This window comes from Sulfitobacter delicatus, from assembly GCF_900102535.1.
GTDB lineage: Bacteria > Pseudomonadota > Alphaproteobacteria > Rhodobacterales > Rhodobacteraceae > Sulfitobacter > Sulfitobacter delicatus.
The window spans coordinates 217,665-244,650 of record NZ_FNBP01000004.1 but is presented as its reverse complement, the minus strand read 5'-3'; the positions used below and the strand labels follow the sequence as shown (position 1 = coordinate 244,650).

Annotated in this window: 27 protein-coding genes, 1 tRNA gene and 1 pseudogene; 19 read left to right on the top strand and 10 right to left on the bottom strand. The window is 59.4% G+C overall.

What is annotated here, in order from left to right:
* The first annotated feature begins 50 nt into the window (after positions 1-50).
* The gene (locus BLS57_RS09750) at positions 51-776 is read left to right on the top strand and encodes a response regulator transcription factor (RefSeq protein WP_244153647.1); all 726 of its coding nucleotides are present in this window, start codon (positions 51-53) and stop codon (positions 774-776) included.
* Entirely contained in the window at positions 769-3,174 is a 2,406-nt protein-coding gene (locus BLS57_RS09745; RefSeq protein WP_244153646.1) for a sensor histidine kinase, read from the top strand. The genes BLS57_RS09750 and BLS57_RS09745 overlap by 8 nt, the downstream gene beginning before the upstream one ends.
* Positions 3,175-3,227: 53 nt before the next feature.
* On the opposite strand, the gene BLS57_RS09740 is transcribed toward BLS57_RS09745, so the two are convergent.
* Positions 3,228-4,442: an MFS transporter gene (locus BLS57_RS09740; protein WP_093741694.1), complete on the bottom strand. Its 1,215-nt coding sequence runs from the start codon at positions 4,440-4,442 to the stop codon at positions 3,228-3,230.
* A 98-nt stretch (positions 4,443-4,540) separates the two neighbouring features.
* On the bottom strand, positions 4,541-5,533 hold the full coding sequence (locus BLS57_RS09735) for an aspartate aminotransferase family protein (protein ID WP_244153645.1): 993 nt from the start codon (positions 5,531-5,533) through the stop codon (positions 4,541-4,543).
* Positions 5,534-5,541: 8 nt separating this feature from the next.
* Here BLS57_RS09735 and BLS57_RS20040 point away from each other — a divergent pair.
* Positions 5,542-6,765 (top strand): annotated as a pseudogene (locus BLS57_RS20040) (dipeptide ABC transporter ATP-binding protein); the annotation flags it as partial.
* Positions 6,766-7,022: 257 nt separating this feature from the next.
* Here BLS57_RS20040 and BLS57_RS09725 read toward each other — a convergent pair.
* From BLS57_RS09725 to BLS57_RS09715, 3 genes are read right to left on the bottom strand one after another with little or no spacing between them, the layout of a single operon-like run.
* Positions 7,023-8,144, bottom strand: a complete 1,122-nt coding sequence (locus tag BLS57_RS09725) for a C45 family autoproteolytic acyltransferase/hydrolase (protein WP_093741692.1) — start codon at positions 8,142-8,144, stop codon at positions 7,023-7,025.
* A 1-nt stretch (position 8,145) separates the two neighbouring features.
* A complete protein-coding gene (locus tag BLS57_RS09720; RefSeq protein WP_093741690.1) occupies positions 8,146-9,219 on the bottom strand; it encodes an extracellular catalytic domain type 1 short-chain-length polyhydroxyalkanoate depolymerase in 1,074 nt (357 codons plus the stop codon).
* A 30-nt stretch (positions 9,220-9,249) separates the two neighbouring features.
* On the bottom strand, positions 9,250-9,666 hold the full coding sequence (locus BLS57_RS09715; protein ID WP_093741688.1) for a CopG family transcriptional regulator: 417 nt from the start codon (positions 9,664-9,666) through the stop codon (positions 9,250-9,252).
* A 246-nt stretch (positions 9,667-9,912) separates the two neighbouring features.
* On the opposite strand from BLS57_RS09715, the gene BLS57_RS09710 reads away from it, so the two are divergent.
* The gene (locus BLS57_RS09710; protein ID WP_093741686.1) at positions 9,913-10,233 is read left to right on the top strand and encodes a hypothetical protein; all 321 of its coding nucleotides are present in this window, start codon (positions 9,913-9,915) and stop codon (positions 10,231-10,233) included.
* Here BLS57_RS09710 and BLS57_RS09705 read toward each other — a convergent pair.
* Complete coding sequence (locus BLS57_RS09705; protein WP_093741685.1) at positions 10,230-10,496, bottom strand: DUF3253 domain-containing protein; 267 nt, start codon at positions 10,494-10,496, stop codon at positions 10,230-10,232. The genes BLS57_RS09710 and BLS57_RS09705 overlap by 4 nt on opposite strands.
* Positions 10,497-10,870: 374 nt before the next feature.
* On the opposite strand from BLS57_RS09705, the gene BLS57_RS09700 reads away from it, so the two are divergent.
* Positions 10,871-11,056 carry a hypothetical protein gene (locus BLS57_RS09700; RefSeq protein ID WP_093741683.1) on the top strand — a complete coding sequence of 62 codons (186 nt, stop codon included), beginning with the start codon at positions 10,871-10,873 and terminating at the stop codon, positions 11,054-11,056.
* A gap of 414 nt (positions 11,057-11,470) precedes the next feature.
* A complete protein-coding gene (locus BLS57_RS09695) occupies positions 11,471-12,637 on the top strand; it encodes a M20 aminoacylase family protein (RefSeq protein WP_093741681.1) in 1,167 nt (388 codons plus the stop codon).
* Between the two features lie 68 nt (positions 12,638-12,705).
* On the opposite strand, the gene rlmF is transcribed toward BLS57_RS09695, so the two are convergent.
* Positions 12,706-13,635: a 23S rRNA (adenine(1618)-N(6))-methyltransferase RlmF gene (rlmF, locus tag BLS57_RS09690; RefSeq protein ID WP_093741679.1), complete on the bottom strand. Its 930-nt coding sequence runs from the start codon at positions 13,633-13,635 to the stop codon at positions 12,706-12,708.
* Positions 13,636-13,902: 267 nt separating this feature from the next.
* Between rlmF and BLS57_RS09685 the strand changes: the two genes are divergently transcribed.
* Positions 13,903-15,066 carry a sensor histidine kinase gene (locus BLS57_RS09685; protein WP_093741678.1) on the top strand — a complete coding sequence of 388 codons (1,164 nt, stop codon included), beginning with the start codon at positions 13,903-13,905 and terminating at the stop codon, positions 15,064-15,066.
* A gap of 107 nt (positions 15,067-15,173) precedes the next feature.
* Here the strand turns inward: BLS57_RS09685 and BLS57_RS19940 are convergent, their stop codons facing one another.
* Positions 15,174-15,401, bottom strand: a complete 228-nt coding sequence (locus tag BLS57_RS19940; protein WP_244153644.1) for a YetF domain-containing protein — start codon at positions 15,399-15,401, stop codon at positions 15,174-15,176.
* A gap of 588 nt (positions 15,402-15,989) precedes the next feature.
* Positions 15,990-16,079: transfer RNA gene (locus tag BLS57_RS09675), tRNA-Ser, on the bottom strand.
* A gap of 144 nt (positions 16,080-16,223) precedes the next feature.
* Between BLS57_RS09675 and BLS57_RS09670 the strand changes: the two genes are divergently transcribed.
* The 8 genes from BLS57_RS09670 to BLS57_RS09635 all read left to right on the top strand — a co-directional run bounded on the left by BLS57_RS09670 (position 16,224) and on the right by BLS57_RS09635 (position 23,339).
* Positions 16,224-17,066, top strand: a complete 843-nt coding sequence (locus BLS57_RS09670; RefSeq protein WP_167356399.1) for a DUF2059 domain-containing protein — start codon at positions 16,224-16,226, stop codon at positions 17,064-17,066.
* Positions 17,063-17,875: a DUF2059 domain-containing protein gene (locus tag BLS57_RS09665; protein ID WP_244153643.1), complete on the top strand. Its 813-nt coding sequence runs from the start codon at positions 17,063-17,065 to the stop codon at positions 17,873-17,875. The genes BLS57_RS09670 and BLS57_RS09665 overlap by 4 nt, the downstream gene beginning before the upstream one ends.
* Positions 17,876-18,082: 207 nt before the next feature.
* Positions 18,083-18,769 (top strand): 50S ribosomal protein L21, encoded by a 687-nt coding sequence (locus BLS57_RS09660; RefSeq protein ID WP_093741673.1) that lies wholly within the window; start codon positions 18,083-18,085, stop codon positions 18,767-18,769.
* Between the two features lie 12 nt (positions 18,770-18,781).
* A complete protein-coding gene (gene rpmA / locus BLS57_RS09655) occupies positions 18,782-19,051 on the top strand; it encodes a 50S ribosomal protein L27 (RefSeq protein ID WP_067295692.1) in 270 nt (89 codons plus the stop codon).
* 296 nt (positions 19,052-19,347) lie between these two features.
* Complete coding sequence (locus BLS57_RS09650) at positions 19,348-19,884, top strand: GNAT family N-acetyltransferase (protein ID WP_093741922.1); 537 nt, start codon at positions 19,348-19,350, stop codon at positions 19,882-19,884.
* 30 nt (positions 19,885-19,914) lie between these two features.
* A complete protein-coding gene (gene obgE / locus BLS57_RS09645) occupies positions 19,915-20,949 on the top strand; it encodes a GTPase ObgE (protein ID WP_093741670.1) in 1,035 nt (344 codons plus the stop codon).
* Positions 20,937-22,043 carry a glutamate 5-kinase gene (gene proB, locus BLS57_RS09640; protein ID WP_093741668.1) on the top strand — a complete coding sequence of 369 codons (1,107 nt, stop codon included), beginning with the start codon at positions 20,937-20,939 and terminating at the stop codon, positions 22,041-22,043. The genes obgE and proB overlap by 13 nt, the downstream gene beginning before the upstream one ends.
* A 30-nt stretch (positions 22,044-22,073) precedes the next feature.
* Positions 22,074-23,339 carry a glutamate-5-semialdehyde dehydrogenase gene (locus tag BLS57_RS09635; protein ID WP_093741666.1) on the top strand — a complete coding sequence of 422 codons (1,266 nt, stop codon included), beginning with the start codon at positions 22,074-22,076 and terminating at the stop codon, positions 23,337-23,339.
* 3 nt (positions 23,340-23,342) lie between these two features.
* Here the strand turns inward: BLS57_RS09635 and BLS57_RS09630 are convergent, their stop codons facing one another.
* On the bottom strand, positions 23,343-23,945 hold the full coding sequence (locus tag BLS57_RS09630) for a histidine phosphotransferase family protein (protein ID WP_093741664.1): 603 nt from the start codon (positions 23,943-23,945) through the stop codon (positions 23,343-23,345).
* A 29-nt stretch (positions 23,946-23,974) separates the two neighbouring features.
* On the opposite strand from BLS57_RS09630, the gene BLS57_RS09625 reads away from it, so the two are divergent.
* The 4 genes from BLS57_RS09625 (at position 23,975) to rpsB (ending at position 26,930) form a co-directional block, all read left to right on the top strand.
* Positions 23,975-24,160 (top strand): DUF3553 domain-containing protein, encoded by a 186-nt coding sequence (locus BLS57_RS09625; protein WP_093741662.1) that lies wholly within the window; start codon positions 23,975-23,977, stop codon positions 24,158-24,160.
* Positions 24,161-24,308: 148 nt separating this feature from the next.
* Entirely contained in the window at positions 24,309-25,067 is a 759-nt protein-coding gene (olsB, locus tag BLS57_RS09620; RefSeq protein ID WP_093741660.1) for an L-ornithine N(alpha)-acyltransferase, read from the top strand.
* A complete protein-coding gene (gene olsA / locus BLS57_RS09615; protein ID WP_093741658.1) occupies positions 25,064-25,900 on the top strand; it encodes a lyso-ornithine lipid O-acyltransferase in 837 nt (278 codons plus the stop codon). The genes olsB and olsA overlap by 4 nt, the downstream gene beginning before the upstream one ends.
* A 154-nt stretch (positions 25,901-26,054) precedes the next feature.
* Positions 26,055-26,930 carry a 30S ribosomal protein S2 gene (gene rpsB, locus BLS57_RS09610; RefSeq protein WP_093741656.1) on the top strand — a complete coding sequence of 292 codons (876 nt, stop codon included), beginning with the start codon at positions 26,055-26,057 and terminating at the stop codon, positions 26,928-26,930.
* Positions 26,931-26,986: the final 56 nt, after the last annotated feature.

The window sequence follows — 26,986 nt, the reverse complement described above, 5'->3', positions numbered from 1 at the left end:
TCCTGATCCAACCCTGACGCCAAACTGACAGGACGCTGACTTGGGGGCCGGTGCCGTTTCTCCATCTTCCCGGCTCATGGCGGCTCTGCTATCCCTTGGCCATGCGCATTCTGCTGGTGGAAGATAATGACGAGCTTGCCGAAACGATCGTCGATCGGCTTCGGGCAGAGGGGCATTCAGTGGACCGCGAAGCGGATGGCAACGAAGCGAACGAGCTTTTGCGGCACATCAACTTCGACATCGTGCTGCTGGACGTGAACTTGCCCGGACGCAGCGGCTATGATGTGCTGCGCTCACTCCGGGCGCGGTCCGACCAGACCCCCGTGATCATCCTGACGGCGCGCAGCCAGATTGACGACCGCGTCTTAGGGCTAGATTCCGGCGCGGATGACTACATGATCAAGCCGGTCGACTTTCGCGAGCTCTCCGCCCGTTGTCGCGTTCTGGCACGGCGGCGTTCGGGCAGTGCGAGTAACCTTTTTACCGTTGGGCCGCTGAGCTTTGACCGCGCCGCGAAACGTGCAACGATCCACGGTCAAGATGCCCAGCTGCGCGCGCGCGAAGTGCAACTGCTGGAAATCATGATCGACAATCTTGGGCGCATGCTGACCAAGGAAGAGGTCGCCGACCGGCTCTATACCTTTGAAGAGACCCCCAGCATGAATGCGGTGGAGCAGCTTGTAACACGTTTGCGCAAGAAACTGGAGGGCACCCATTTGGTGATCAAAACTGCGCGGGGTCTTGGCTACATGGCCTATGTGTCCGACGATGACTGAACGGCCCGGCCATTCGCTGCAACGGCGCTTGCTGTTCAGCATGGCCGCGGGCTTCGCGGTCCTGCTGATCCTCATCTCGATCCTGCTGTGGACCTATGCCCGCACGGCCGCGAACCGGACCCACGATCTGCTGCTCGCAGGGGCCGCGCTGTCGATCTTGGAGCGGGTGTCGGTAGGGTCTGACGGGGCGACGGTCGATATGCCCTATTCGGCGTTGGAAATCCTGTCGCTGAACCCGGTCGACCGGGTGCAATACCGTGTGTTCGTCCCCGGAAAGGCGGAAATCACCGGAAGCGAGGACCTGCCCTTTCCAGCCAATGGTGAGTTGTCCGCTGACCCTGCGTTCTACGATTCAGACTACCGTGGGGCCGCTTTCCGCTTTGTCCTTCAGGGCAGGCGGTTGAATGCGCCAACGGGGGCTGAATGGGTCGCCGTGCAGGTTGGGCAAACGGTTGAAGAGCGCGCCGCGCAACAGTGGTCATTCTTCCTTAGCGGCCTGATCGGACTAGGGGCGTTGTCTTTGATCGGGCTGGGTTTTGTATGGGTCGCTATCCGCACCTCCCTGTCGCCCCTGCGGCAGATTGCGGGGGACTTGCGGCTGCGCGCTCCGAATGACCTGTCCCCCGTGAACGGCGCACCCCCGAGGGAAATCCGTGGGCTTTTCGATGCCATCAACGGTTTCATCACCCGGCTCGATCAAAGCCGCAGGCTGACTGAGACGTTTATCGCCGACGTCGCTCACCAAACCCGGACCTCTCTGTCAGCGCTGCAGGGCCATCTGGCACTGGCAAATGATGCAGAAGAATTCGACGCGATGCGCGCCCGGGTCGAGAAGGCCGACAGTCAGGCCGATCGCACGGTGCGGCTGACCAACCAGCTGTTGGCGAATGCGATGGTGATTCACCGCTCTGATCAAGCCAGCATGCACCCGGTGGCGCTGAAGCCGCTCGTGCGGGACACCCTTGCCGAAAGTCTTAAGGACAGCCGCATGCGTCAGATTGCGCTTTCTCTTGAGGACGAAGGCATCGCCCCCGGTCGCGACGTGATCCATGGCGACGCCCTGTCGATCCGCGAGGCCCTGCGCAACTTGATTGAGAATGCCGTCCGCCATGGTCCCGCCGACAATACCGTCACGATCACCTTGGATGAGGCCGGTGACAACTTGCGCCTGAGCGTTGATGATGCAGGGCCGGGCATCGCGGAGGAGGATATGGCGCAGGCCACTGAGCGGTTCACCTCCCTGTCTGACAGAACGAAAGGCTCGGGGTTGGGCCTGTCCATCGTCAAAGCTGTCGCCGAGGGGCACGACGCAGAGATGCGCCTCAGCCGATCAACACTGGGCGGCCTGAACGTCACCATGGTCTTCAAACGTATCGCGGCGGCGCTCCTGCTGGTCGTTGGCTTGGGGCTTGGGGCATCAGAGGGGCAGGCGCAGACGCTGCGGGTCTATAGCGCGACCGACACCCCGGCCATGCAGCCGCTGATCGAAGCCTTCCTCGCCACGGCTCCGGGCACCGAGGTCGAGTATGTCGAATTCCAGACCATTGGCCTTTACCAAAAGATCCGCGACAGCGACCCCGACGCGATGCCGGACGTGGTGATCTCTTCGGCGATGGACCTGCAAGTCGATCTGGTGAACCGCGGCCTCGCGCAGCGGGTTTCTTTGCCGGTGGACGCCAGCCCGCCGGGCTGGGCGACTTGGCGTTCCGAACTCTTTGGCTTCACCTTTGAGCCCGCTGCCTTGGTCTATGACCGGCGGGCCATTTCAGACGCTGATCTTCCAGCAAATCACCGTGACCTAGCCTCATTTGTCCGCACCAACGAAGCCGCTCTGCAGGGCCGCATTGGCAGCTACGATCTGCGCCAGTCGGGCGTGGGCTATCTCTATGCCTCGCAAGGCAGTCTACAGGGGCCGCAAGCCCAACGCCTGATCGAAGTCTTAGGGCGCGCGGGGCTGAAGGTCTATTGCTGCACATCCCAGATGGTTGAAGCGGCGGCGAAAGGGGAACTGGCTTTCGCCGTCAATACGATTGGCTCTTACGCCAGCAGTCTTGTGCAGGATATCCCGCACCTCGGCCTGCATTTCTTTGAAGATTACAATCTGGTGATGACGCGCACGGCCTTTGTGCCGCAAGGGGCGCGGAACCCCGAACTTGCGGCACGTTTTGTTACCTTTTTGCTGTCCGACAGGGGCCAGCGCGCGATCGCTGAGAAGACGCCGCTCATTCCAATCCGGCCCAGCGGCCCGGCCCAGACAGAAATCGAACGCCTGATTGAAGAAAACCGCGGCACCTTCCTCCCGATCAAACTGACCCCTGCATTGCTGACCTTTCTGGATGACCTAAAGCGGCAGGATTTTCTGTCTGGCTGGGACACGTCGCTCGGAAGGCTGCCCTGAGGGGGGCTGGCCCGATGGAGATAACTAAGTAGAAAGCGAAGTCGACGCTCTGGCTACGACAGGCTCGGTCGCAACAGAAATGACTTCTGCTTGCGGAACAGGGTGCTGACGATAACCAGATTGAGAATTCCAGCCAGTGCCGCGACGGAGTAAGGCACAGCATAGTCACCCGTCAGATCGTAGAGTAAGCCGCCTTGGTATCCACCAATGGCATGGCCGAACCATCCGAACATGGTGACGATGGCAAAGGCCGACGCCCGCCGCGCGGGTGTCACGAGCACTCTGATCGAGACGAGCACGCCTGTCATCACACCCGCATATCCAAACCCGTAAATCATCGCGTAAACGTAAAAGGTGTTCAGGTCTTCAATATATACGAACCCATACACCATCACCGTCATCCATGCGGTTGCCGTTATATAGGCGGGCAGGGCTCCGATCATATCGGCCAGTTTGCCAAAGGCCAATCGGCCTAGGATGGCTACCATCAGCATCACAAAAATGACGCTGCCTGCTTGCTCAGGTGCGAAACCGCGGTCTTGGATGAGGGGCACCAAATGCATCAAAGGCACGGCCATACAGGTACAGCACAGAATGATGGCTGCGCTGAGGTATGTGATCACGACAGAGGTCGGCAATCCGGTCCATGGCGCGTCCTGCTGCGCCGGATCATTTGCCCCTGATGGTGCGGGCGGTTGCCGCAAGAGCAGGCTAAGCGGAACCAGCGTCATCAGCATGAATGCCCCAATGACGGCGAAGGCTTTGCTGACCCCAACCCATTCGATCAGTAGGGAGGAAACGAAAGGAACGCCGCCCTGACCCAGAGCTTGCCCGGCGGAGGCTATGCCGATCGCCACGCCCGCACCCATCAAGAACCAATTGCCAACAGCGGCCATGATCGGTGGGAAGATCGCACCAGCACCGAAAAAACCTGCGATGAAGAACAGCAGATAGAACTGCCAGAGTGCTGTGAGATATGAGGCCGTGACATAGCTCGCCCCCAAGACAATCACGCCGAACAAGACGACCGGGCGCGTACCGCGGCGATCTGCCTGCGGCCCCATTACGAGACCTCCAAAGGCGAGCCCCAGGATTCCTGCGAAATTGATAAGTGTCGTGTCCCCTCTGCTCCAGCCAAACTGCGCCTGCATCGGAACGATAAAGGCGGACATTCCATTGACGATCGCCCCCATGGAAATCGCGAGGATCAAGGCCCCCGCGGTGACAACCACCCAGCGGTAGGCGGGCTGCGGATCTGGGGTATTCATGGCTACGCTGCCTTACTACTTAGGAGGGGTGGATCTGCTTGGAGAGCGATGGTTTAAGAGATCACTATACATGCAAACGGGGTACGAGGCTCTTATCCTTAGCTAGAGGCGGCAAAGGCGGCATCGACCGCGTCGAGGAATAGCTGCGCTTCCGGCTCCTGCAAAACCAAGGGGGGGCGGATTTTCAGGATATTAGCGCCCGGGCCGGTGGCGCTGATCAGAACGCCATTCTCACGCAGATGGTTGACCACAAACCCCGCACGCGCGGCATCCGGGGCGTTCGTTTTGCGCGACGTCACGCATTCTACTGCCAAAAACAGTCCGGCACCTCGGACCTGTGCAATTTTGGGATACCGCGTTGCAATCTTTAGTAGCCCCGCTTTCAAAAAGGCGCCAATTTTGGCGACATTCGCCTGCAAGCCTTCTTCCGCAATCACATCAAGTACAGCCATCCCGGCTGCCGCCGCGACAGGGTTGCCTCCGAAGGTATTAAAGTAGCGTGCCTTTTCGCCAAATTCAGCAACAAGCTCGGGGCGCATCGCTGCGGCAGATAGAGGAAAGCCGTTGCCCATTGGCTTGCCCATCGTCACCATATCGGGCACCAGCCCATGGCGCTGGAACCCCCAAAATGTGTCTCCGGTGCGGGCAAAGCCGGGCTGCACTTCGTCTGCGATAAAGAGACCGCCTTCGGCGCGGATGAGATCGGCAGCAGGTTTCAAGAAGCCTTCCGGATCAGGGTGCAACCCATCGCTGGAGAAGATCGTGTCGACGATGAAAGCCGCGGGTTCAATCCCATCGGCGCGCATTTCCGCAATCGCCTGCTCAAGATCGGCTGCGAGTTTCGCGCCCTGCTCAGCAGCAGGGATGCGCAGCCCATCGGGTGCGTCGATCAGGCGGACACGGGGGCCGCGTGGGGTAAAAGCGCCCAGCGAGGGGGAAAGCTCAGCTACGGCTTCCGTCAATCCATGATAGGCAAGACGCGTGACGATTACGCCTTCGCGCCGCGTATAGCTGCGCGCAATGCGCAGGGCGATGTCATTGGCCTCGGAACCGGTGCAGGTAAACATGACGTGCCCGAGGGGGTCTGGCATCGTGGTAGCTGTTGGACGAGGTCGGCATCCCGGATCCCGAAGCCGCGATCCGGGCTTATCCGTTCCAGCTCTCTGGCGGGCAGCGGCAACGGGTGATGATCGCGATGGCCTTGGCGCTGGAGCCTGACATCCTCATCGCGGATGAGCCGACCACCGCGCTCGACGTGACCACCCAAGCGCAGATCCTTACGCTGATCGAAGACCTGCGGCGCAAGCGCGGCATGGCGGTGATTTTCATCACTCATGACTTTGGCGTGGTGGCCGATATCGCCGACCGGGTGATCGTCATGAAAAAGGGCGAGATTGTCGAGGCTGGCCCCGCGCAGGAGGTGCTGCTAAAACCCCAGCACCCCTACACCCGCGCCCTGATCGACGCGATCCCCCGGCTGGCCCAGACCGATGCACCCGAGCAGGTTGAGCGCACGCCGCTCTTGAGGGTCGAAGGGTTGCAAAAGACCTTTTCGACCGGCTCTGGCACACTTTTTGGCAAGCGCCGGGTCGTGAAGGCCGTGCAAGACGTGAGCTTTGAGCTTTACGCAGGAGAGACCATCGGCATCGTTGGAGAGTCGGGCTCTGGCAAGTCCACCGTCGGGCGCTGTCTGGTGCGGCTGCTCGATCCTGATGGGGGCAGGGTGCTGATGGGTGACGTCGACATCGCCCATATGTCCGGCGCCGACCTGCGCGCGCAGCGGCGCAAGTTGCAGATGATCTTCCAAGACCCGTTTTCCTCGCTCAACCCCCGCGCCCGCGTGTCGCGTATCCTTACCGAAGGGCTGATCGCCTATGGCACGCCTGACAAAGGGGCGAAGGCCCGTGCGCGTGAACTGCTCGAACTGGTCGGGCTGGATGAGAGCGCGATGAAACGTTTCCCGCATGAGTTCTCGGGCGGGCAGCGTCAGCGGATTGGCATCGCCCGTGCACTGGCATTGGAGCCATCAATTATCATCGCGGATGAGGCGGTCTCGGCGCTGGACGTATCCATTCAGGCGCAGGTGCTTGACCTGCTGGCCGAGTTAAAAAGCAGGCTGCATCTGTCGATGCTCTTTATCACCCATGACCTTCGTGTCGCGGCGCGGATCTGTGACCGGATTATCGTCATGCAGAAAGGCCGGATCGTTGAGGCCGGACCGGTCAGTAAAGTGCTGCATGATCCAGATACGGAATACACACGCAGCCTACTCGACGCGATTCCAGGGCAGGATTATGAGCAAGCCTTAGCCGCAGCCGATTAGACAGACCAAGCCTATGTTGGGGGCGGGCAGGTGGCATGACTTAGCGCTCTGGTTCGGACATCAACTGCAGTGCAAAAGGCTTCTAGTCTATGGGTCTTATTTCGGACAGATGCGCGGCGCCCCCCCAAGCTGCCGGCTTCGGTGCAATCCGGACTTTCACCTCGGTTTGAGGGGAAGTCCGGCTGCGATATTCGGTGTTTTCTGCTTGCCTGTGCAAAACGTCATTAGAAAACGCCAGTAAGTCGTTTGGTCCCATGTCAGGATGCGGGAAGATAGGCAGCTATCTCTTTCCCTCTGCCTGCCGCGTAGTCCTGCGCTACTTGGGACCAGTCAATCCGGGCCGCTTTGGCCCAGTCTACACTGGCACCCTTGTCTGGCATAGCATTGCTGGCAGCGTTGAATGGTCCAGAGTTACCGTACACCACAATCCGCTGTCCCTCCTCAAAGGCGTCGAGATATTGATCCCATCTTTCTCCGCTTAGGGTCAGCCCCAAGGTCCGGGTCATCGGACTATATTCAGCAGTGAACAGAGTGCCGAAGCCTTCCCCATAGCGGTCCTGCAAGAGCGGCGCGCGCAGGAACTCTCGGTTGAGCCTACGTGGTGCGACGCGCAGCCGGTCCAGATGGGCGCGGCGTTCAAAACTGCGGGTAAAGCTCGGCCGGTCGGCGCGGGTTGGGGCCGATTGGTGGTTGGTGGCTATGGCCTTCGGCATGACCGTGGCGCCCCCGCCGGGAGAGAGCTCGACGCTCGCGGTGCACCCCGAGGCATCCGCAAGCACCAGATTGTAAGCCATATGCGACGGCACACGGTGCAAAACCTTCAGCGCCTCTGGCACGCTGTCGCAAGTTTCCAGGATATAGCGCAAGATCGTGGTCACCCCAAAGCCGGGTCCAGTCTCAGACCGTCCGCCATAGGCCAGCGCCACGGTGAGCCCCGCGTCGTTGATGCCGTCAGACAGGCCCCAGAGAAACTCGACCATCCCCATGACGGCGCGGCCAGACCATTCGGTTCGCAGCAGCAGACCTTCGTTTAGCTCTGGCGACAGGTCATAGTTGCGCACCAGCCGGACGTCATCTGCATCGGCAACGGCGGCGAGCGAACAGCCCCCCAGATATGTTGGCGGGCACCAAGTGGCCAGGAACCGCGCTGCACGGTCTGAACCACCGGCGATCAGCACCAACCGGTCATAGGTGGAGAGGAGTTCTGGCATATGGCGCTCGATGGCGGCGCGGCAGTCCTCTCTGGATGGACCATGGTCGCCTCCGCGGGCCATGAACCACGCTTCATAGGCAGGCCACGACCGCTGCCAGCGCGCCGCCCATTTTGGGCCGGGGGTGGCTTCGGAAACAGCATCGAAGGTTAGTGTCATCTGGGTCATATCACGCGCCCTGTGTGGGGATTTCAAAGAAAAAGCGGATCATTTCCGCACTGGCATCCGGGCCTTTGGGATCTGTGTAAGACCCCTCTTTTTGACCGCCGGACCACGCGTGGCCGAGGCCAGACACTGTCCAATGCTCAAGCGTCGATTGCCCGCTTGCAGAGGCGCAGCGCAAAACGGAATAGGACCGCCCGCCGTGGCTGCCGTTCTCGAGCGTCTCAAGCGTCTGGCCCGGCCCGGCGTCTTGCGCCTGTTTTATCACCGCGTCGCCGTTCGACAGATGCACGGTCGCGTCTGCAGTGCCGTGAAAGACGATCGTCGGAATATGCGTTTTTTTCTGCAAGGGCGCCGCCGTCGGCCCTGCCATGGCTGCAAAGGCAGAGGCCACGTCTTTCGCCGATCCGAAGGCCAGCCCTGAATGCACACCGACAGCGGCAAAGACGTCGGGATAGGTCTCTCCTAAAATAACCGCCATGGCCGCCCCCGCCGACAGGCCCGCGACAAAGGTCCGGTCCTTAGCGATACCATGCGTTGCGCAGACCTGCTGCACCATGCCAGCAAGGATCGCAGGCTCACCCATGTCGCGGCGTTGATCGCCCCGGCTGAACCAATTCCAGCAGGACTGCGTGTTGTCGCGCCGCGATTGGGCGGGGTAGACCACGATGAAGCCGTGCTCTTCGGCCAGACGGTTCATGCCGGTGCCCGCGGCGAAATCCTCAGGCGTTTGTGTGCAGCCGTGCAGCATGACAACCACGCCACTTGCACCCGCCGCCGCGGATGCAGGGACATAGGTGCGAAAGCTTCGACTGCCTGCCGGGCAGGTGAATGTATCGTTGAGAAAGCGGGCACCAGCGGGGATGTCTGCTGCCGGTCCGGCGGGGGATGAGGGCGCGGCCCCCAGCTTTGACAGAAAATCGTTGATTGACGGCATGGCAGGCAATTCTGACGCGCCCATAGGCCCAGACTGTGCAGCAAGGCCGTGCTGTGCCAGCGTGCGTTGCACCAGATCGTTGGCCGCCGTCAGACGTGCATCAGGGGTCGCCCGGCGCATGGCACCGGCGTTAAAAAGTTTCATCTTATGTATCCTCGTTAGGGGGTACGCATCTTATTTGATGCGGTCGGCGAGTGCCTTTTTGACATCCGCGCTGGCCTGGAGGGCGCCCAGCACGGTGATGGATCCGATGGTGTCGAGCGCCAGTTGCGGGGTCACATCCGAAGCGATCCGCGCCAGTCCAACGACCTTGACATGCAGCACCTCTCCGGCGGCTTTCAGCGCTTCGAGATCGGCCACTGAATAGTCGCGCAAGCCAAGCTCCATCGTGTGGCGTTCAAGCGATTTGCTCACCACCTCAACATGGCTCTCAAGCTGGTTGCGGATGGCCGTGCGGATCAAGTCACTACGGTTTGAATAAAAACCTTCCTGCACCAACAGGTCGATCCGCCCCAAATCAACATAACCGAGGTTGATCGTGATCTTCTCGCTGTCAGGTGTTTTCTCTCGCAGTTGCCGAACATTGCTCATCGCCAATTCTCCATCCCTGTGGATGGTATATGGATGCCTAGACGCCAAGTTGCAAGTCCTCACAGGCGACAACTGTGGCTGTGTACCCTTTGGCTTTCCGTTTACTCTTTACCCAAGCGCCCTAAATTTCGACTTGAAATCAGACGAGGATGCACAGCAGCAGGCAAGGATGCGCAGCAGAATGAACGTAATAGCGACGGCCTATGATGCGTCATTTTCTGGCCCCTCGAACGAGTCAATAGTCTGATGGCAGGTGGTGCCTATCCCGTCACGCCGGACGGACGGTATTTTCTGGTAAAGAACCGTCTTTGGCGTCGCACCAATCCTGCCCTCCCCGAAGCGGAACGGGCGGCGCTTGTAAAAGAACTTATGCAGGCGCGCTCGGCGGTGAAGAATGCAAAGACGGATGAGGACGTGAAAACTGCCCGAGGAAAAGTTCATGCGGCCAAGGTGGCGTTGGGCGAACGTGGGCCGGTCTGGTGGAACGACGGCGCGCCGGACGTGAACCGCCACCATCCAAAGAATACGCCCTACGCCGATTGGTGGCGCGGCTTGGCGCAGGACTAATCCGTCTTTTTGGCGATGGCGATGCGGTAGATCCCGCTGAATGCCTTCGGATCGGCGCGCTCCCCGCCTTGCTTGATCACGATTGTTCCCTCACCGACCAGCCGAACTGCCTGTTCACGAATGGGGTCCATAAGAGGCCGCCACGCCGCTTCATCCTGCCCACCGAGATGTCTGGCAACTTCAGAGGGGCAAATGGTCTTGTCCGCCCCCCGCTTTGTTGCGAGGTCGACAATCGCCGTGGCTATACGCTCAAGGTCCATCATGTGACCACTGGCGGCAAACGGTCCCAAACATTTTTGCACCAGCCTCGCTTGGTATCAATCCGTGGTCATGCTCGTAATTCGATATGCACGTCAACTGCATGGTTGGCGGCCACCTTATTGAGCCCAGAAGTCTTCCTGCAACTGCTTTTTAACTCATCTCTAGGAACTCGCAATCGCGGCGGAGCCTACCGAACAACGGAAATGCTGTGCCCTCGGGTGCGAGGCACAATTTCTACGGTAAAGCCTGCGGTTCAATACTGTTTTGACGATCAGTTTCGTTTCCTTTTGCGCCCTACGGGCTAAATAATCTTAAGAGCGCGCCCTAAGTTTGGGGCAGCGCAGGGCGCTTATGGCGCCAAAGGAGAAAGACCCAGATGACAGCTCAAAAATCCCTTCAAGAACCATCGAAGCGCGAGTCGATTGCCGAACGCACCAGCGCTGCGGCAACGGAAATCATCGATAAGGAAACCAGCAAGCGGCAGGAAAAGACCGCTCGGCTGCGCGAAGCCCGGCTAAAGCATGAGCAGGCCGGTAACCCACAAAACCCGACAGTAGCCTAAGTGGATGCGCGTCGGCCGCTTTCATCAGCACGGTTGAAAGGACGTCGTCGCGCTTTCTCTCGAGCCGACACCTCAGCACATACCATCATTGAAGCGCGCTTACCGCAGGGCGAATGCGTAAAACGTTGCCCTGAGGCTTTTCGAAAGCCGCATTCTTTGCGCGAGCTTTCGTAGTTGATGCCTCAATTTGTCTGCGCAAGGATGCCCTTGTTATGCGGCCTCTAGAAAAGCCCAACCCGGCACTTGGCGATGCTTCTCCGAAGTAGGCGACGGGAACACAGTGATCGAACTCTTGGACAGGCCGATTGAAGAGCCACACGGAGGGCATCTTTGGAATTTTCATGACGCCTAAGGTCCCTTGTCAGTTCTGCAATCTCGGCGCAGGCTGCGCAGAGACCTGTCTGGAGGGACCTGATGCCCGTACTAAACCGCTTCGCCGAAATGCTGCCCGAGATTTCCGCATGGAGACGCGATATTCACGCGCATCCTGAATTGCGTTTCGAAGAACATCGCACGGCAGCATTCGTCGCAGCAAAACTGGAAGAATTCGGTTGTGATGAGATCATAACTGGCTTCGGGGGCACCGGCGTTGTCGGTGTCATAAACGGCAAAACCGGCTCCACGGGCAAGACCATAGGCTTTCGTGCAGACATGGATGCGCTCCCGATCCAAGAGGCAACTGGCCTGCCGCATGCCTCGACCATTCCCGGCAAGATGCATGCCTGCGGCCATGATGGCCACACGTCGATGCTACTGGGGGCCGCGAAATATTTGGCCGAGACACGCAATTTTGACGGCAGGGTCGTGTTGGCCTTCCAGCCTGCCGAAGAAGGCGGTGGCGGCGCACGCGCGATGATTGAGGCAGGTCTGATGGACCGCTGGGCCATTGAGGAAGTCTACGGGATGCACAACATGCCGGGGATCGCGCCGGCGGACTTTGCGGTTCGGACGGGGCCGCAGATGGCTTCGCCGGACAAATTCGAGATCACCGTACGCGGCACCGGGGGCCATGGTGCGATGCCCCACAAGGGGGTCGATACGACCTTGGTTGCCGCCCAGATCGTCGTCGCGCTGCAGTCCATTGTTTCGCGCAACATAGACCCCATGGACAAGGTGGTGGTTTCGGTCTGCGGATTTCGCACCGATACCGCCACCTACAATGTGATTCCCGACTCCGCAAAGCTGCTTGGCACAGTGCGGACGTTCGATCCGAAAGTTCAACAAGAGGTCCGTGAGCGTATCGACGCGCTGGCGACGGCCACGGCGCTCGGGTATGGCGCAGTCGCAGACGTGGTTCACATTTCAGGGCCACCCCCGCTCCTCAATCACGCGCGCGAAGCAGATATGGCAGCCGAGGTCGCCCAGACAGTCTCGGGCGTGGCGCACCGCGATCTAGACCCGATCATGGCCGGTGAGGATTTCTCGGAGATGTTGTTAGAGCGCCCCGGTGCGTATCTTTTCATCGGCAACGGCGATAGCACGGACCTTCATAATCCGTCCTATGAATTCAACGATGAGATCATACCCGCAGGCTGCAGCTGGTTCGTGCAAATGGCAGAACGGCTCATGCCGCTTGCGTGAGTGGTGCCAAAGCGCAGTTTCTCTTCAAGCTGACCTCACCCGCACCACCAGGCCCCGAGACCGGACGGTTATCCGCCAGATGACGCAGCAAACAAGCGTCGTTGCTTTTTGTTCATGTAGGTCCAGGCGATAAACCGACTGGTCTTTTGACCCTGTGCCATCTCAATGATCTTGTAGTCTGCAACCTCGGCCTTACCAAGAATGCGATGCAGCGGCTGGAGGTTGTCTTTCTTGGACACGAGAGTGGTAAACCAGAGGCATTGTTTTGCGAACTCCGTACTCTCGTTCACCATGCGGGCTATGAACTTGATTTCGCCACCCGGATACCAAAGCTCAGACGCGCGGCCCCCAAAGTTAAGCTTTGTCGAACGCCCTTTGCCAAGGCTCGCCCACTTGCGTTGGGTGCCCTTGGTTGCTTGCTCTTTGGAACCGTGGAACGGTGGATTGCACATGGTGACGTGGAAAGCATCTCCGGGCTGGATCACACCGCGAAAGATGTTCTGCGGGTTTTTCTGCAGCCTGATGCGAATGTCTAACGCATTGTCTTCACATATTTTCCGAGCAGACCTGACCGCGCCCGCGTCAACATCGACGCCTGTGAAATGCCACCCATATTCGCTCTGTCCTGTGAGGGGGTACACCAAGCTCGCACCGGTGCCGATGTCCAATGCTTTAATATGGCGACCCCGCGGGATATCCCGGTCACTGCTGCTCTGTGCAAGCAAGTCCGCGAGATAATGGATGTAGTCGACGCGACCGGGTATTGGCGGGCAGAGATAACCGGTGGGAATATCCCAAAATTCGATGTCATAATGTGCCCTTAGCAACGCCTGATTAAGCATCCGAACAGCACTCGGGTCTCCAAAATCGACCGTGGGCTGGCCGACGGGGCTTTTGATCATGAAGGCCTCAAGCTCAGGTGTCTGCGCCACCAAACGCTCGAAATCGTAACCTTCTGAGTGTTGGTTTCGGGGGTGCAGCTTTGGTTTATTGGGCATTGGGCGCCTTTGCTGAGGTTCGGAGGGCGTCACTCGCCGGACGGTTTCTCATGTTTAAGCTTTTGTCCACAGAGAGTAAAATCATGGCCATGGCTGATGTTCAGCTACCGCGGCGGTTATTTTTGCACCGGCTATTAACGCTTGCTGTGGCGAGGCGTGCGGAATGCCGCCGAAACATTTGTTAACACGCGCGCGGGAACATTTCATTTGCCAGGCGGGCAGGGGCGCGTCATGCTGAAGCCACTTGGGAGGGTGATGTAGCTCTGGATGGAACATCAGGACCTATCACGCGAAGCCGAAGCTGCACGCCTGAAGGCAGTGCGTCGGTATTCGGTACTGGACACACCCCCGGACGGGGCTTTTGACCGGATCGCCCGATTGGCGTCAAAGCTGCTCAAGACACCAATAGCAATTATCTCGATCGTTGATGAAGACCGAATCTGGTTCAAGAGCCGGGCAGGGCTTGAGGGGATTGATGAAATCCCTCGTGAGCCCGGACTTTGTGCTTCGGCCATCTTGCAGAAGGATCCATGGGTGATCCCCGATGCCTCGGTCGAGCCGGTGACGCTCGCTAATCCGCTCGTGGCCGGGGAATTCGGATTGCGGTTCTATGCAGGCATTCCGCTCACAACCCATGATGGGCACGGGCTGGGGACGCTCTGTGTGATCGACAAGGAGCCGCGGGATTTCACGCCAGAAGAGACCTCGATCCTGCAAGACCTTGCCGCGGTGGTCATGGATGAGTTGGAGCTCCGGCGGGATGCTATCGATTCAAATGAGGCCCTACGGCGAGAAATGTATGAAAAGGCGCTTTTGGCAGAAGAGGTCGAGCATCGTGTGATGAATAGCCTGCAGCTCATCTCGTCAATCGCGCGCCGCAAAGCCAACCAACATGAAGGGCAAACGGCGACAGAGTTGAAAGACATCGCTGCCCGCATCGGGGCCATCGCCCAAGCCAACCGCCACATACAGCAAAGCCTGCCCAGTCTCGCCGAAGATGGCGATTTGTCCCTGTTTCTTAATGTATTGAGCCACGAACTCTTTCCTCTCTGTCCGCAGGGCGGGATTATCGAGGTGACCTGTCCCTCTATCCTCCTCGCACGGGAAAAGTTGGTCTCAATCGGCCATCTCGTTACCGAGCTTGTCTTGAACGCCGTTAAGAATGGCGCCAAACGGATCGATCTTATTGGCGAGAAAAAGGGCACCCGGCTTGTTCTTAGCATTAACGACGACGGGACAGGTCTGCCGGATGGGTTCGATCCGAATGCAAGCCGAGGGTTGGGGATGGCCATTTTCCAATCGATGGCCAAACGGCTTAGTGCCGATGTCACATGGGGCCGGAGCCAGGCGGGCGGCGCGCAGTTCCTGATTAAGCTCCCCGTGGCTACAAAACCGCGGAGCAGGGCCGAAGCCGTAGGGGGGCTGGCCTGAGTACAGGGCTTGCGCAATCAAAACCGGCCACCTCAGAACCGCATTGTTATCGCATCTAAAGGGGGCCTTTGGGATAGGGCTATTGAAGCCCGAATTGACCCCCGTACTCAGTCTTCCGACACGACCGAAACCGAGCCATTCCGCTCGATATAGGCGCGAGGGACATCCTCAATCCGTGCGTAACCCTGTCCTCTGAGCTTTTGTTCAAGATCGCGGTGCCCCATTTGCGCACGGTGCAAGGCTGCTTCGTCGATTTTGCCACCTCGAATGATCTCTAGCGGGCGTCCTTTCACAACGCGCGAAAACAGGTCGTTGTGAATGGCAAGCCAGCCCATAGCTACCCAAAGGCCACCAAGCGTAAGACAGCCGACAATGACCGCCCCAGGGGGGCATTACCCGTCAAAGCGCGGCTTAAACTCGAACCGATCAACACCGTGAGGACCACATCGATTACCGAGGTGTTTGCTAATGATTTTCGCGGCAGTAGGCGAAAGAGGCCAATTGCAAAGCAAAAAACCACGACAGCGCGCAAAGCGAGTTGCAGGGCGGTGAGATCTGTCGAAGTGTCTCCCAAGAGGTTCGAAAGATCCATCAAGCGCTCCCTTAGTAACCGAAGGTGGGCGCCAAAGGGTAGTCCGGTATCTCGTTCCTGCAACAGGCAGCTAAGGGAAACGTTGGTCGCTATATACCTCTGCCACGAATACAAAGTGACTGAGGTCATCATAAGCCCGGCCGGATTTGGGAGGGCTTTCTGATTTTGGCCAATCGTGTTTGTTCTTAATGGCTATAACTCGGCGCCAAGCCGAGATAGCCGACGGAGCGGTGAGCAACAAGTCGTCAAACTACGCCGAGATTGGTCAGACTTCGCTAAACCAATCCTAAAGGGCAGATATGAAAGCACAGCAATATTATCAGGGGGATAGTGGCGGAGAGACAGGGATTCGAACCCTGGGAACCCGTGAAGGCTCAACGGTTTTCGAGACCGCCCCGTTCGACCACTCCGGCACCTCTCCGCGGGGGTCTGGGTGGCCCGTTTAGTCGGCTTTCCGCAGAGTGGCAAGAGCCGTTTTGCCGGTTGCCTGAACTTTCGGAATTTTCATTGCGCCGCTGCGGTGAACGCCTAAGTTCATAGGCAGATTATCCCGAAAGGACAGGTCATGCGCCTTAGAAAACTCCCCTTTGCCACGTCTTTGACGCTGATGATTGCTCTTCTGCTGACCTTCACAGCGACTGCTCAAGCTGCCGAACGGGGGGCATTGGAGCGGTTTTTGGAGGTTACGGGTTTTGACGTCGCGCTTGAGAGCATTCAGCTATCTGCCGATTCTGCGCCAGAGATGCTTGGGCTTGAGGCTGATGACTTCGGCTCGGAGTGGTCGCGCTTGGTGGGCGAAGTTTTTGACACCGATCTCATGCATGACATGGCGCTGGACATCTTGGGCGAGACCCTGAGCGACGATCAGTTGGACCATGCGGCTGGCTTTTATGCGTCTGATCTGGGGCAGCGGTTGGTCGCTGTGGAGAATAAGGCGCATATGGTTGAGGATGATGGTCTGAAGTCCGAAAGCGGGGCCGAGATCATCGCGGGATTGCAGCGTATTAACCCGTCCCGCGTTGACACGCTGCAACGTCTGAACGTCGCCAGCGATGTAGAAGGTATCTCGGTTCGGGCGATCCAGGAGGTGCAAATCCGTTTCCTGCTGGCTGCTTCCGCCGCGGGGGTGATTGAGCTGCAAATGGAAGAGCCCGACCTGCGTGCCGCGATGGCCGCACAGGCTGAGCAGTTGGGCGAGCAGATCGCAGCCAATGCGCTCGCGACCGCGGCCTATACCTATCAGGCCTTTTCGGATGCGGAGCTTGAAGCCTATGCCGAGGCACTCGAACACCCGACGATGCAGGAGGTCTATACGCTGATGAACGCCGTTCAATATGAGATTATGGCCAACCGGTTTGAGACGGTGGCAACACGTCTTTCGGCCATGCAGCCGAGCCAAGATCTATGATGCGCGCGGTTCTCATCGCCCCGCTGCTCTGGTTGCTGGCTTTGCCCGCTTGGGCTGACGCACGGATGACCGTGCTCGTTGATCTGATGGAACTGCGTGAAGCTGCCGCGATCCTGCGGGATGAGGGGCAGATACATGCTGGCACGTTGAATCAGGACATGCTGGGCGGGCAGGGCGGCCCGGGCTGGCAGATGCAGGTCGACACGATCTATGACAGCGAACGTATGGTGGAGATGGTCCGACAGGCGATGGAGGAGCGGTTGGAGAGCGCCGATCTTGAGGCTGCGATTGGGTTTTATTCGTCAGACCTTGGGGGCCGGGTGATTGAGCTTGAGAACGCTGCACGCGCTGCGATCTCAGATGCCGAAGTCGAAGATGCGGCGCGTGCCCGGTTCGCGGAGATCGAAGGCAGCGACGATCCGCGTCTGGCCCAGATCACCCGTTTGGTTGACGCTGCTGACATGATTGACCGGAATGTAACAACGGCGTTGAACAGCAACTTCCAGTTCCTGCGGGGACTGCTGGACGGCGGTGCGCTGAGTGATAGTGAGGAAGACCTGTTGGCTGACGTCGGCACTGACGTTGACGCGGTGACAGAGGATACGACGGCGTGGGTCTATGCCTATATGCTGCTGGCCTACCATCCGCTGGAGGAAGCGGAGCTTGCGCGCTACGCCGATTTCGCCGAAACCGAGGCGGGACGGGCGTTGAACCAAGCGCTCTTTGACGGATTTGGCCGCGCTTACGAGGATATCTCCTACGCTTTGGGGCGTGCCGTGGCGTTGAACATGACCGCTGAAGAGCTCTAGGCAAAGAGGTGCGTGCTGCGTCGAAAACCTGCTTGACTTGAGCCTGTAATCCGCACATAAGCCCGCATCCCGGCGGTCTATCCGTTTTCGGGAATGTTTTTAATGACGCCCATATGGGCGCGCTGTTCGAGGCGGATCGGCCGGAAAGCCCATCCACAAACTCCCAAGCGGGGGCCACAGAACGCGGATGACAGAAAAGGAAGACGCATGTTTGCGGTCATCAAGACAGGCGGCAAGCAATACAAAGTCCAATCCGGCGATATGCTGCGGGTTGAACGTATTGCGGCCAATGCTGGCGAAACAGTCCAGTTCAACGAAGTGCTGATGCTGGGCGGCGACAAGCCCGTTCTCGGCGCGCCTATGGTTAAAGATGCAGGCGTTCAGGCCGAAGTCGTTGACCAGATCAAAGGCGAAAAGGTTATCAACTTCGTCAAGCGTCGCCGGAAGCACTCTTCCAAGCGTACCAAGGGTCACCGTCAGAAACTGACGCTGGTCAAGATCACCGACATCCTCGCCTCCGGCGCAGAGAAGTCGGGCGTGTCTGCTGCTGTTGGCACCGGTTCCGTGAGCGCCGCCGCTGTGGCCGCGATCACCGGCAAGACCGATGACGCCGCGCAGATCAAGAAAGCCAAAAAGGCAAAAGCCACCAAGGCTGCGCCGAAAGCCGAAAAAGCCGACAAAATGTCGGAAGCCGGCGCGGACGATCTGAAGGCGCTGAGCGGCGTAGGCCCGGCCCTTGAGAAGAAGCTGCACGAAGCGGGGATCACCTCCTTTGCCCAGATCGCAGCATGGACCGAAGCGGATATCGCTGAAGTTGACGAGAAACTGTCTTTCAAAGGCCGTATCCAGCGTGAAGGCTGGGTCGATCAGGCCAAAGAAAAGACCAAAGGCTAAGGAGAGACCGAGATGGCACATAAAAAAGCAGGCGGTTCATCCCGTAACGGGCGCGACTCAGCTGGTCGTCGCCTTGGCGTTAAGAAATATGGCGGCGAAGCCGTTATTCCTGGCAACATCATCGTGCGTCAGCGCGGCACCAAGTTTTGGCCAGCCGCAGGCGTTGGCATGGGCAAGGATCACACGATCTTTGCAACCGTTGACGGCGCTGTGACCTTCCACAAGGGTCTGAAAAACCGCACGTTTATTTCGGTTCTGCCACGCGCGGAGGCCGCTGAATAAGCCGTACCCTAGATGGTTTGAAAAAATTCAGGGATCGGCGATACCGCCGGTCCCTTTTCTTTTTCCGGGAACATTCCCATGTATTTAACATCAAGTAACGGGCCATTTTGGCCCACCAGCGACTTTGACCGTATCGGTCTTTTGCCGCTTGGATTTTGCGAATTCGTTACGTTCGGCAGGGAGGTTTATGCCGAATGTCATGCTGCAGTTGTGCGGCGTGTTCGCCTGATCGGGGCAGGGGTGGCCATTATGGCTGCCGGCCCCTCATTCGGTCTGTTCGGAGGAGGAACATGACGATGCAGATGGAACCCATCGTGAACCAACCCGTGATCGAGACCGAGCGTTTTGATTTGCGCCCAGTGCGCCGGTCTGACCTTGGTCTGATTGAGATGTACGCGAGCGACCCGCGCGTTGCCAAAGCGACCTCGTCGATCCCGCACCCGCTGCCCCCCGGCAGTGTCGAGGCCTATATCAGTCGTGCGATGTCGGACGACCGTGAAGAGGACGTCTGGGTTATGGACGGCACCCGCGCGGATAGTTCCGAAGTCATGGGGGTCATTTCCCTAACCCGGCTTGATCGCAACCAGTCAGAGGTCGGCTATTGGGTCGCACCTGCCTTCTGGAACACCCATCTGGCCTCAGACGCCGTTCAAGCGCTGGTCGATGCTAACCCTCTGGGCAATGACGCGCTCTTTGCCTCTGTATTCCACGACAACCCGGCCTCGGCCAAAGTGCTGACCAATGCGGGTTTTGTCTATCTCGGTGACGCGGAAACCTATTGCTTGGCCCGCGATGCTGCCGTACCCACATGGACCTATAGCCGCAAGCTGTAGGACCGCACCCCGCGCCTGAAAGGCAAGACCATGAAGTTTCTCGACCTGTGCAAAGTCTATATCCGCTCCGGCGCCGGGGGTGGCGGCTGCGTGTCGTTCCGCCGCGAGAAATACATCGAATATGGCGGGCCTGACGGCGGCGACGGCGGCACCGGTGGTTCTGTCTGGGCCGAGGCGGTTGACGGGCTGAACACGCTGATCGACTTTCGCTATCAACAGCACTTTTTCGCCAAGAACGGCCAGCCCGGCATGGGCAAACAGCGCACCGGTAAGGACGGCGACGACATCATTCTGCGCGTGCCTGTCGGCACCGAGATTTTAGACGAAGATCAGGAAACGGTAATTGCCGATCTGACTGAACTCGGCCAGCGCGTCCAATTGGCCCGCGGCGGCAATGGCGGCTGGGGCAACCTGCATTTCAAATCCTCCACCAACCAAGCGCCACGCCGCTCCAATCCGGGGCAAGAGGGCGTCGAACGCACGCTCTGGCTGCGGTTGAAGCTGATCGCGGATGTGGGGCTGTTAGGCCTGCCAAATGCGGGTAAATCCACCTTCTTGGCGGCGACCTCAAACGCCCGGCCAAAGGTCGCAGACTATCCATTTACCACCTTGCACCCGAACCTTGGCGTCGTGGGCGTGGATAACACTGAATTTGTTGTGGCCGACATTCCCGGCCTTATCGAAGGCGCTTCCGAAGGGCGCGGCTTGGGGGATCTCTTCCTCGGTCACGTGGAGCGCTGCGCGGTGCTGTTGCATCTGATCGACGGCACCTCCGAAACGGTCGCCGAGGACTACCGCACGATCATCACCGAGTTGGAGGCCTATGGCGGCGACCTGGCTGAGAAGCCGCGTGTGACGGTGCTCAACAAAGTTGATGCATTGGATGACGAAGAACGCGCAAGCCGTTTGGAAGACTTGGAAAAAGCCTGTGGTGGGCCTGTCATGATGATGTCCGGCGTGGCCGGTGAAGGCGTTACCGAAGTCCTCCGTACCCTGCGTCAAAACATCGACGATGACCGCCTGCGGTTCCGCAGCACCGAGGAAGAAGAGCCTTGGCAGCCCTAAGCACCGCCCGCCGCGTCGTCATCAAGATCGGTTCTGCCCTTCTGGTGGACCGAAATAGCGGCGCATTGCGGCGCGACTGGCTGGACGGGTTGGCGCAGGATGTCGCATGGCTAAAGGGGCAGGGCTGCGATGCCGTGCTGGTGTCTTCCGGCTCCATCGCTCTGGGCCGTGGCGTCTTGGGGCTGCCCACAACCGTACTGGCGCTGGAACAGGCACAGGCCGCTGCTGCCGTTGGGCAAATCCGCCTCGCACGCGCCTATGAAGAAGTGCTGGCCCCCCATGACATCACTACAGCGCAGGTGCTGGTGACGCTCGAAGACAGCGCCAACCGCCGCCGCTACCTGAACAGCCGTGCGACCTTGGAACAGCTTTTGTCGCTCGGCGTGGTGCCGATTGTGAATGAGAACGACACCGTCGCCACGGACGAGATCCGCTTCGGTGACAATGACCGTCTGGCGGCGCAGATCGCCGTGACGGTGGGTGCCGATCAGTTAATCCTGCTCTCGGACGTTGACGGGTTCTACAGCGCGAACCCCGCGCAGGACCCTACTGCAAAGCGCTATGATCAGATTGATGTGATCACACCTGAGATCGAAGCCATGGCTGGGGACGCCGGGTCAGGCCTGTCAAAAGGCGGGATGAAAACCAAACTCATGGCCGCGCGCACGGCGACCGCGGCGGGCTGTGCCATGGCGATCACCGATGGCTTTGTCCTGCGCCCATTGACGGCGCTTGAAAACGGGGCAAATGCCACTTGGTTCACGGCCCAGAGCGATCCGCAAACTGCGCGCAAACGCTGGATCGCAGCCATGAAGCCGCGCGGCACTGTTACCTTGGACGCCGGCGCGGTGGCAGCGCTGCAACGCGGGAAGTCGCTGCTTCCGGCGGGGATTACGGCTGTAGGTGGCGGCTTTGAACGCGGTGACAGCATTGCAATGCAAGATTTGGCCGGCCATGTGGTGGGCTATGGGCTGAGCCGCTACTCCGCAGGCGAGGTGGCCGAGATCAAGGGCCGCAAGAGCGCCGAGATCGAGGCAGTGCTTGGCTATCCGGGACGCGCGGCGCTCATTCACCGTGACGACATGGCGCTTTAAGCCGATACTTTAGAATAGGACTGTAAGCTGATGAATGATAACGAAAACATTCCCGAGCTAATGGCCGATATTGGCGCTCGCGCGCGGGCAGCCGCGGTGGAACTGGCGAATGCCAGCGCCGAACGCAAACACGCAGCTCTCATCAGCGCAGCTGAAGCGGTTTGGAAAAACCGCAGTGCGATTATTGAGGCGAATGCCAAAGACATGGAATTTGGCCGCGAGAAAGGCCTGTCGGACTCGATGATGGACCGTCTCATGCTAGACGAAGACCGTATCCGAGGCATGGTCGACGGGCTGCGGTCTGTGGCCGAGCAGGCCGATCCGGTGGGCGAGGTCATTGCGGATTGGGACCAGCCGTCCGGACTGAACATTCAACGCGTGCGGACGCCCCTCGGCGTTATCGGCGTGATCTATGAATCGCGCCCCAACGTGACAGCGGACGCAGGTGCGCTTTGTTTGAAGGCGGGCAATGCAGTGATCCTGCGGGGCGGGTCCGAGGGATTTCATTCATCCCGCGCGATTCACGTCTGTTTGCAGAAAGGGCTGCGCGATGCGGGGCTGCCCGAAGATGCGGTGCAACTGGTGCCGACGCGGGACCGGGCGGCGGTGCGCGAAATGCTAACCATGACCGATACCATCGACGTCATCGTGCCGCGGGGCGGCAAAGGGTTGGTCGGGCTGGTGCAGAAAGAGGCGCGGGTCCCGGTCTTTGCCCATCTCGAAGGTATTGTTCATATCTATATTGACGCTGAGGCTGACCCGGAGAAGGCGCTGAAGGTCGTGCTGAACGCCAAGACCCGCCGCACAGGTATCTGCGGCGCTGCGGAATGCCTCCTGATCCACGAGAAAGCTGCAGCAACCATCGGCCAAGGGGTGATCCGCGCTCTGATTGACGCGGGCGTTGAGGTGCGGGCCGACAAGACGCTTCAGGCGATCCCGGGAACACAGGCTGCGCAAGAAGACGATTGGGGTCGCGAATACCTCGACATGATCGTCGCCGCGCGCAGTGTGAGCGGTGTGGAAGCCGCAATGGATCATATCCGGCAATATGGTTCGGGTCATACGGACTGTATTCTGACCGAGAACCCTCAGACCGCTGCGCAATTTTTGAATGGGTTGGATTCGGCGATCCTGATGCACAACGCGTCCACTCAATTTGCAGATGGTGGTGAGTTTGGCATGGGCGCGGAGATTGGCATTGCTACGGGTAAGCTGCACGCCCGCGGCCCGGTGGGGGCGGCGCAGTTAACGAGCTTCAAATATATCGTGCGCGGTGACGGGACGGTGCGCGGTTAAGCGTTAGAACCGGACCGTCAATTCGGTGTCCGACGTTTCCATTGTCACGCGCCGCCCGCTTTCGGCTGCGATCAGTGGCAGCAGTGCAAATTGCACCTGCGCGGGCTGAAGCATCGTCTCGTGATCGGGATCGCTCATCAGGTCCCAAAGGGCTGGGTCGATGGCAATCTTGTCTGCGGTGGCCTGCAGGCGGAAGGTGTTCCCTTGTTCGGTAATGATGATGTGACCGCCATGATGCAAAGCGGTCTCGATACATAGCAGCGCGAGGAAGACCATGCGCACGCAATTGCGGGTCTGTGGCGCTTCGATGTTCCATTCGATGTCGAACCGTGTTCCGGCAAAAAGGTCACGCAGGATGGCGGAGATTTCGACCTGTCCCATGGTCTGCTCGCCCGCGGCACCAAAGGCGATGCGGAAGAAACGCACCCGAGCCGAGGCGCTCTCAACGCTTTGGCCGATCAGTTCAAGCTCCGGCCCCGGCGCGGCCCCGCTGCCGGACATATTCAGCAGTTCCAGCCCGTTGTTGATGGCCCCAATCGGGGATATCAGGTCATGGCAGATGCGGCTGCCGATGAGAGCAGGCAGATCGATGTTATGTTTGCCCATGATGGCCCCTCGATGTGACAGGAATGACTATGGAAGATCTGAACGCGCTGCTGACCCCCGGCATGCTGGTGGAGCATCCTGAACGGCCCGATTGGGGCACCGGGCAGGTGCAGAGCAATATCGGCGGTAAGGTGACGGTCAACTTTCGCGACCATGGTAAAGTGGTCATAGACAGCTTTCGTTTGGCGTTAATGCCGGTCTTTGATGACGAATGATCCTTTTCAAATCCTTAACGATGGAAAAGGTTTTTCTTAACACAACCTATAAGAGAGTAACCTAACGGCGCCGCATTTGGCAAGTGTTGCGCTGACCGGGCCGATTGCCTATCAGGCGGGGAACACTCCATAGGCACAGGATTGGCCGATGCCGCGCGGCGTTGCAGCAGATTTTCAGGTCAGACTGGCCCAGACCGAGGCCGATGTGCAGGCGGCGCAGCGGCTGCGCTATGAGGTTTTTGTGGAAGAACTGGGCGGCAGCGGCGCGATGGTCGATCATGCGGCGCGGCTGGAGCAAGACCGCTTTGATCCCTACTTCGACCATTTGCTGTTGATGGACCAGCGCAACGGGAAGCTTGCCGGCGTCTACCGGGTTATGCGAAGCGATATGGCGGCGCGGGCAGGGGGGTTCTATTCGGCTGAGGAATACGACCTCTCGCCGTTGCTCAATTCGGGCCGTCGCTTGCTGGAGTTGGGCCGCTCCTGCCTCGACCCCGCCTATCGCGGGGGGGCTGCAATGCACCATCTGTGGGGCGCGCTCGCGCAATATGTGGCGGAGCATGAGATCGAAGTGCTATTTGGCGTGGCAAGCTTTCGTGGGACCGATCCCGCGAGCCTGGCTCAGCCCTTATCGCTCTTGCACCACCGGCATCTGGCGGCGCCTGAGTTGCGGGTGCGGGCCAAGGCTTTCCAGTCAATGGACCTGATCCCCGAGGCTGATCTTGACCGCCGCGCGGCGATGTTGGCGATGCCGAGCCTGATCAAGGCCTATCTGCGGCTCGGCGGCAGCGTGGGCGAGGGGGCTTTTGTGGATCACGCCTTTAACACCACCGACGTTTGCCTGATCCTTGATACCCAGCAGATGAGCCCGCGCGGCGTGCGCATTTATGGCGGGGGGGCTCTGTGACCACGACTTGGGACAGCGACCAACCCCCGCCGCGATTTCGGCTGACGCCGCTAGGGCTGTTGCTCCTGCTGCTGCGCGGGCTTGCGCTGGCAGTTTTGGTGTTCGGCGGCTTGCTGATCCTGTTGTTGCTGCGACTTATAGAGCAACCGCTCTACGGCGTGCAGCGGCCTGTCACACCCTTTATTACGCAGTTTGTCTGCCGAACGGCCTTTCGCCTGCTTGGGATGCGCTTTATCCAGCGCGGCGCTCCGATGGAGGGGCGCGGGGCGGTTGTGGCCAACCATACGTCTTGGCTCGATATCTTTGCGCTGAACGCGGCCAAACGCATCTACTTTGTCTCGAAGTCCGAGGTAGCCGGTTGGCCGGGCATTGGCTGGCTCGCGCGGGCCACGGGCACCGTCTTTATCCGCCGCGACCGGGCCGAAGCGCGCAATCAGACGGATATCTTCCGCACGCGCCTCATGGCGGGGCATAAGCTGTTGTTCTTCCCCGAAGGCACCAGCACCGACGGGCTGCAAGTTCTTACGTTTAAAACAACGCTTTTTGAGGCATTCTTTGATCCTGCGCTGCGCGACCAGATCGCGGTGCAACCGGTTAGTGTTATCTACCATCCGCCGGCAGGTGCTGATCCACGCTTCTATGGCTGGTGGGGCGATATGTCCTTTGGCTCACATCTGTTGACCACCTTGGCCGCTCCGCGTCAGGGCGCGGTGGAGGTGATTTATCACGCGCCGTTGCCGGTGGCCGACTTCGCCGGACGTAAAGACCTCGCGCGGGCCTGTGAAGCGCAGGTGCGGGCAGGGCATAGCGGCGCGCCTCTCAAACCGCAATAAGCCCTTGCGCTGCGGCGCGGGCTGGCATATATGCGCCCCACTTGAACCCGCAGTCGGGGTTGGGCCTTTTGGGGAGAAATCCCAAAACGTCCGCCGGTTGGCAGCATGTCGCTGTCATACCCCCGATGAGGCTAAACCGGAAAGGTATAAAGACATGGCTCTTCCTGAGTTCTCCATGCGCCAACTGCTTGAAGCAGGCGTACACTTTGGTCACCAGACACAGCGCTGGAACCCCCGCATGGGACCGTACATCTACGGCGCACGCAACGGCATCCACATCATGGACCTCACGCAGACCGTCCCCATGCTGGACGATGCGCTGAAAGTTATCCGTGACACCGTCGCCAAAGGCGGCAGCGTTCTCTTCGTTGGCACCAAGCGTCAGGCTGCCCAGCCGATCGCCGAAGCCGCAGAGAAATGCGCACAGTATTACATGAACCACCGTTGGCTCGGCGGCACGCTGACCAACTGGCAGACCGTTTCGCAGTCGATCAACCGTCTGAAAAACATCGACGAGCAGTCCGAGCGCGGCTTTGAAGGTCTGACCAAGAAAGAGCGTCTTGGCATGGAGCGTGACCAGTTCAAACTGGAAGCGTCCTTGGGCGGCATCCGCGAAATGGGCGGTCGTCCTGACCTCCTCTTCGTCATCGACGTGAAAAAAGAAGCGCTGGCCGTTGCCGAAGCGAACAAGCTGGGCATCCCGGTTGTTGCTGTGGTTGACACCAACTGCTCGCCCGACGGCATTGACTACATCATCCCAGGCAACGACGACGCCGCACGTGCCATCGCTCTTTACTGCGATCTGGCCGCTCGCGCAGCGCTCGACGGCATGTCTGCCCAGTTGGGTGCGGCAGGCGTTGACCTTGGCGCGATGGAAGAAGCTCCGGAAGAAGAAGCCGTAAGCGAAGAGAGCACCGGCGTCGAAATCGGCAATGCTTCCGAAGAGACTGTGCACGACGATGCCATGGGCAAAGACGCGCCGCTGGACATCGAATCCAAGAAAGAGACCGTCGCAAAAGCCGAAGGCTGAGCGTCACGGATCTGAAACACGGGGCAGGGTAGCCTGCCCCGATTTCCACTAGTTGC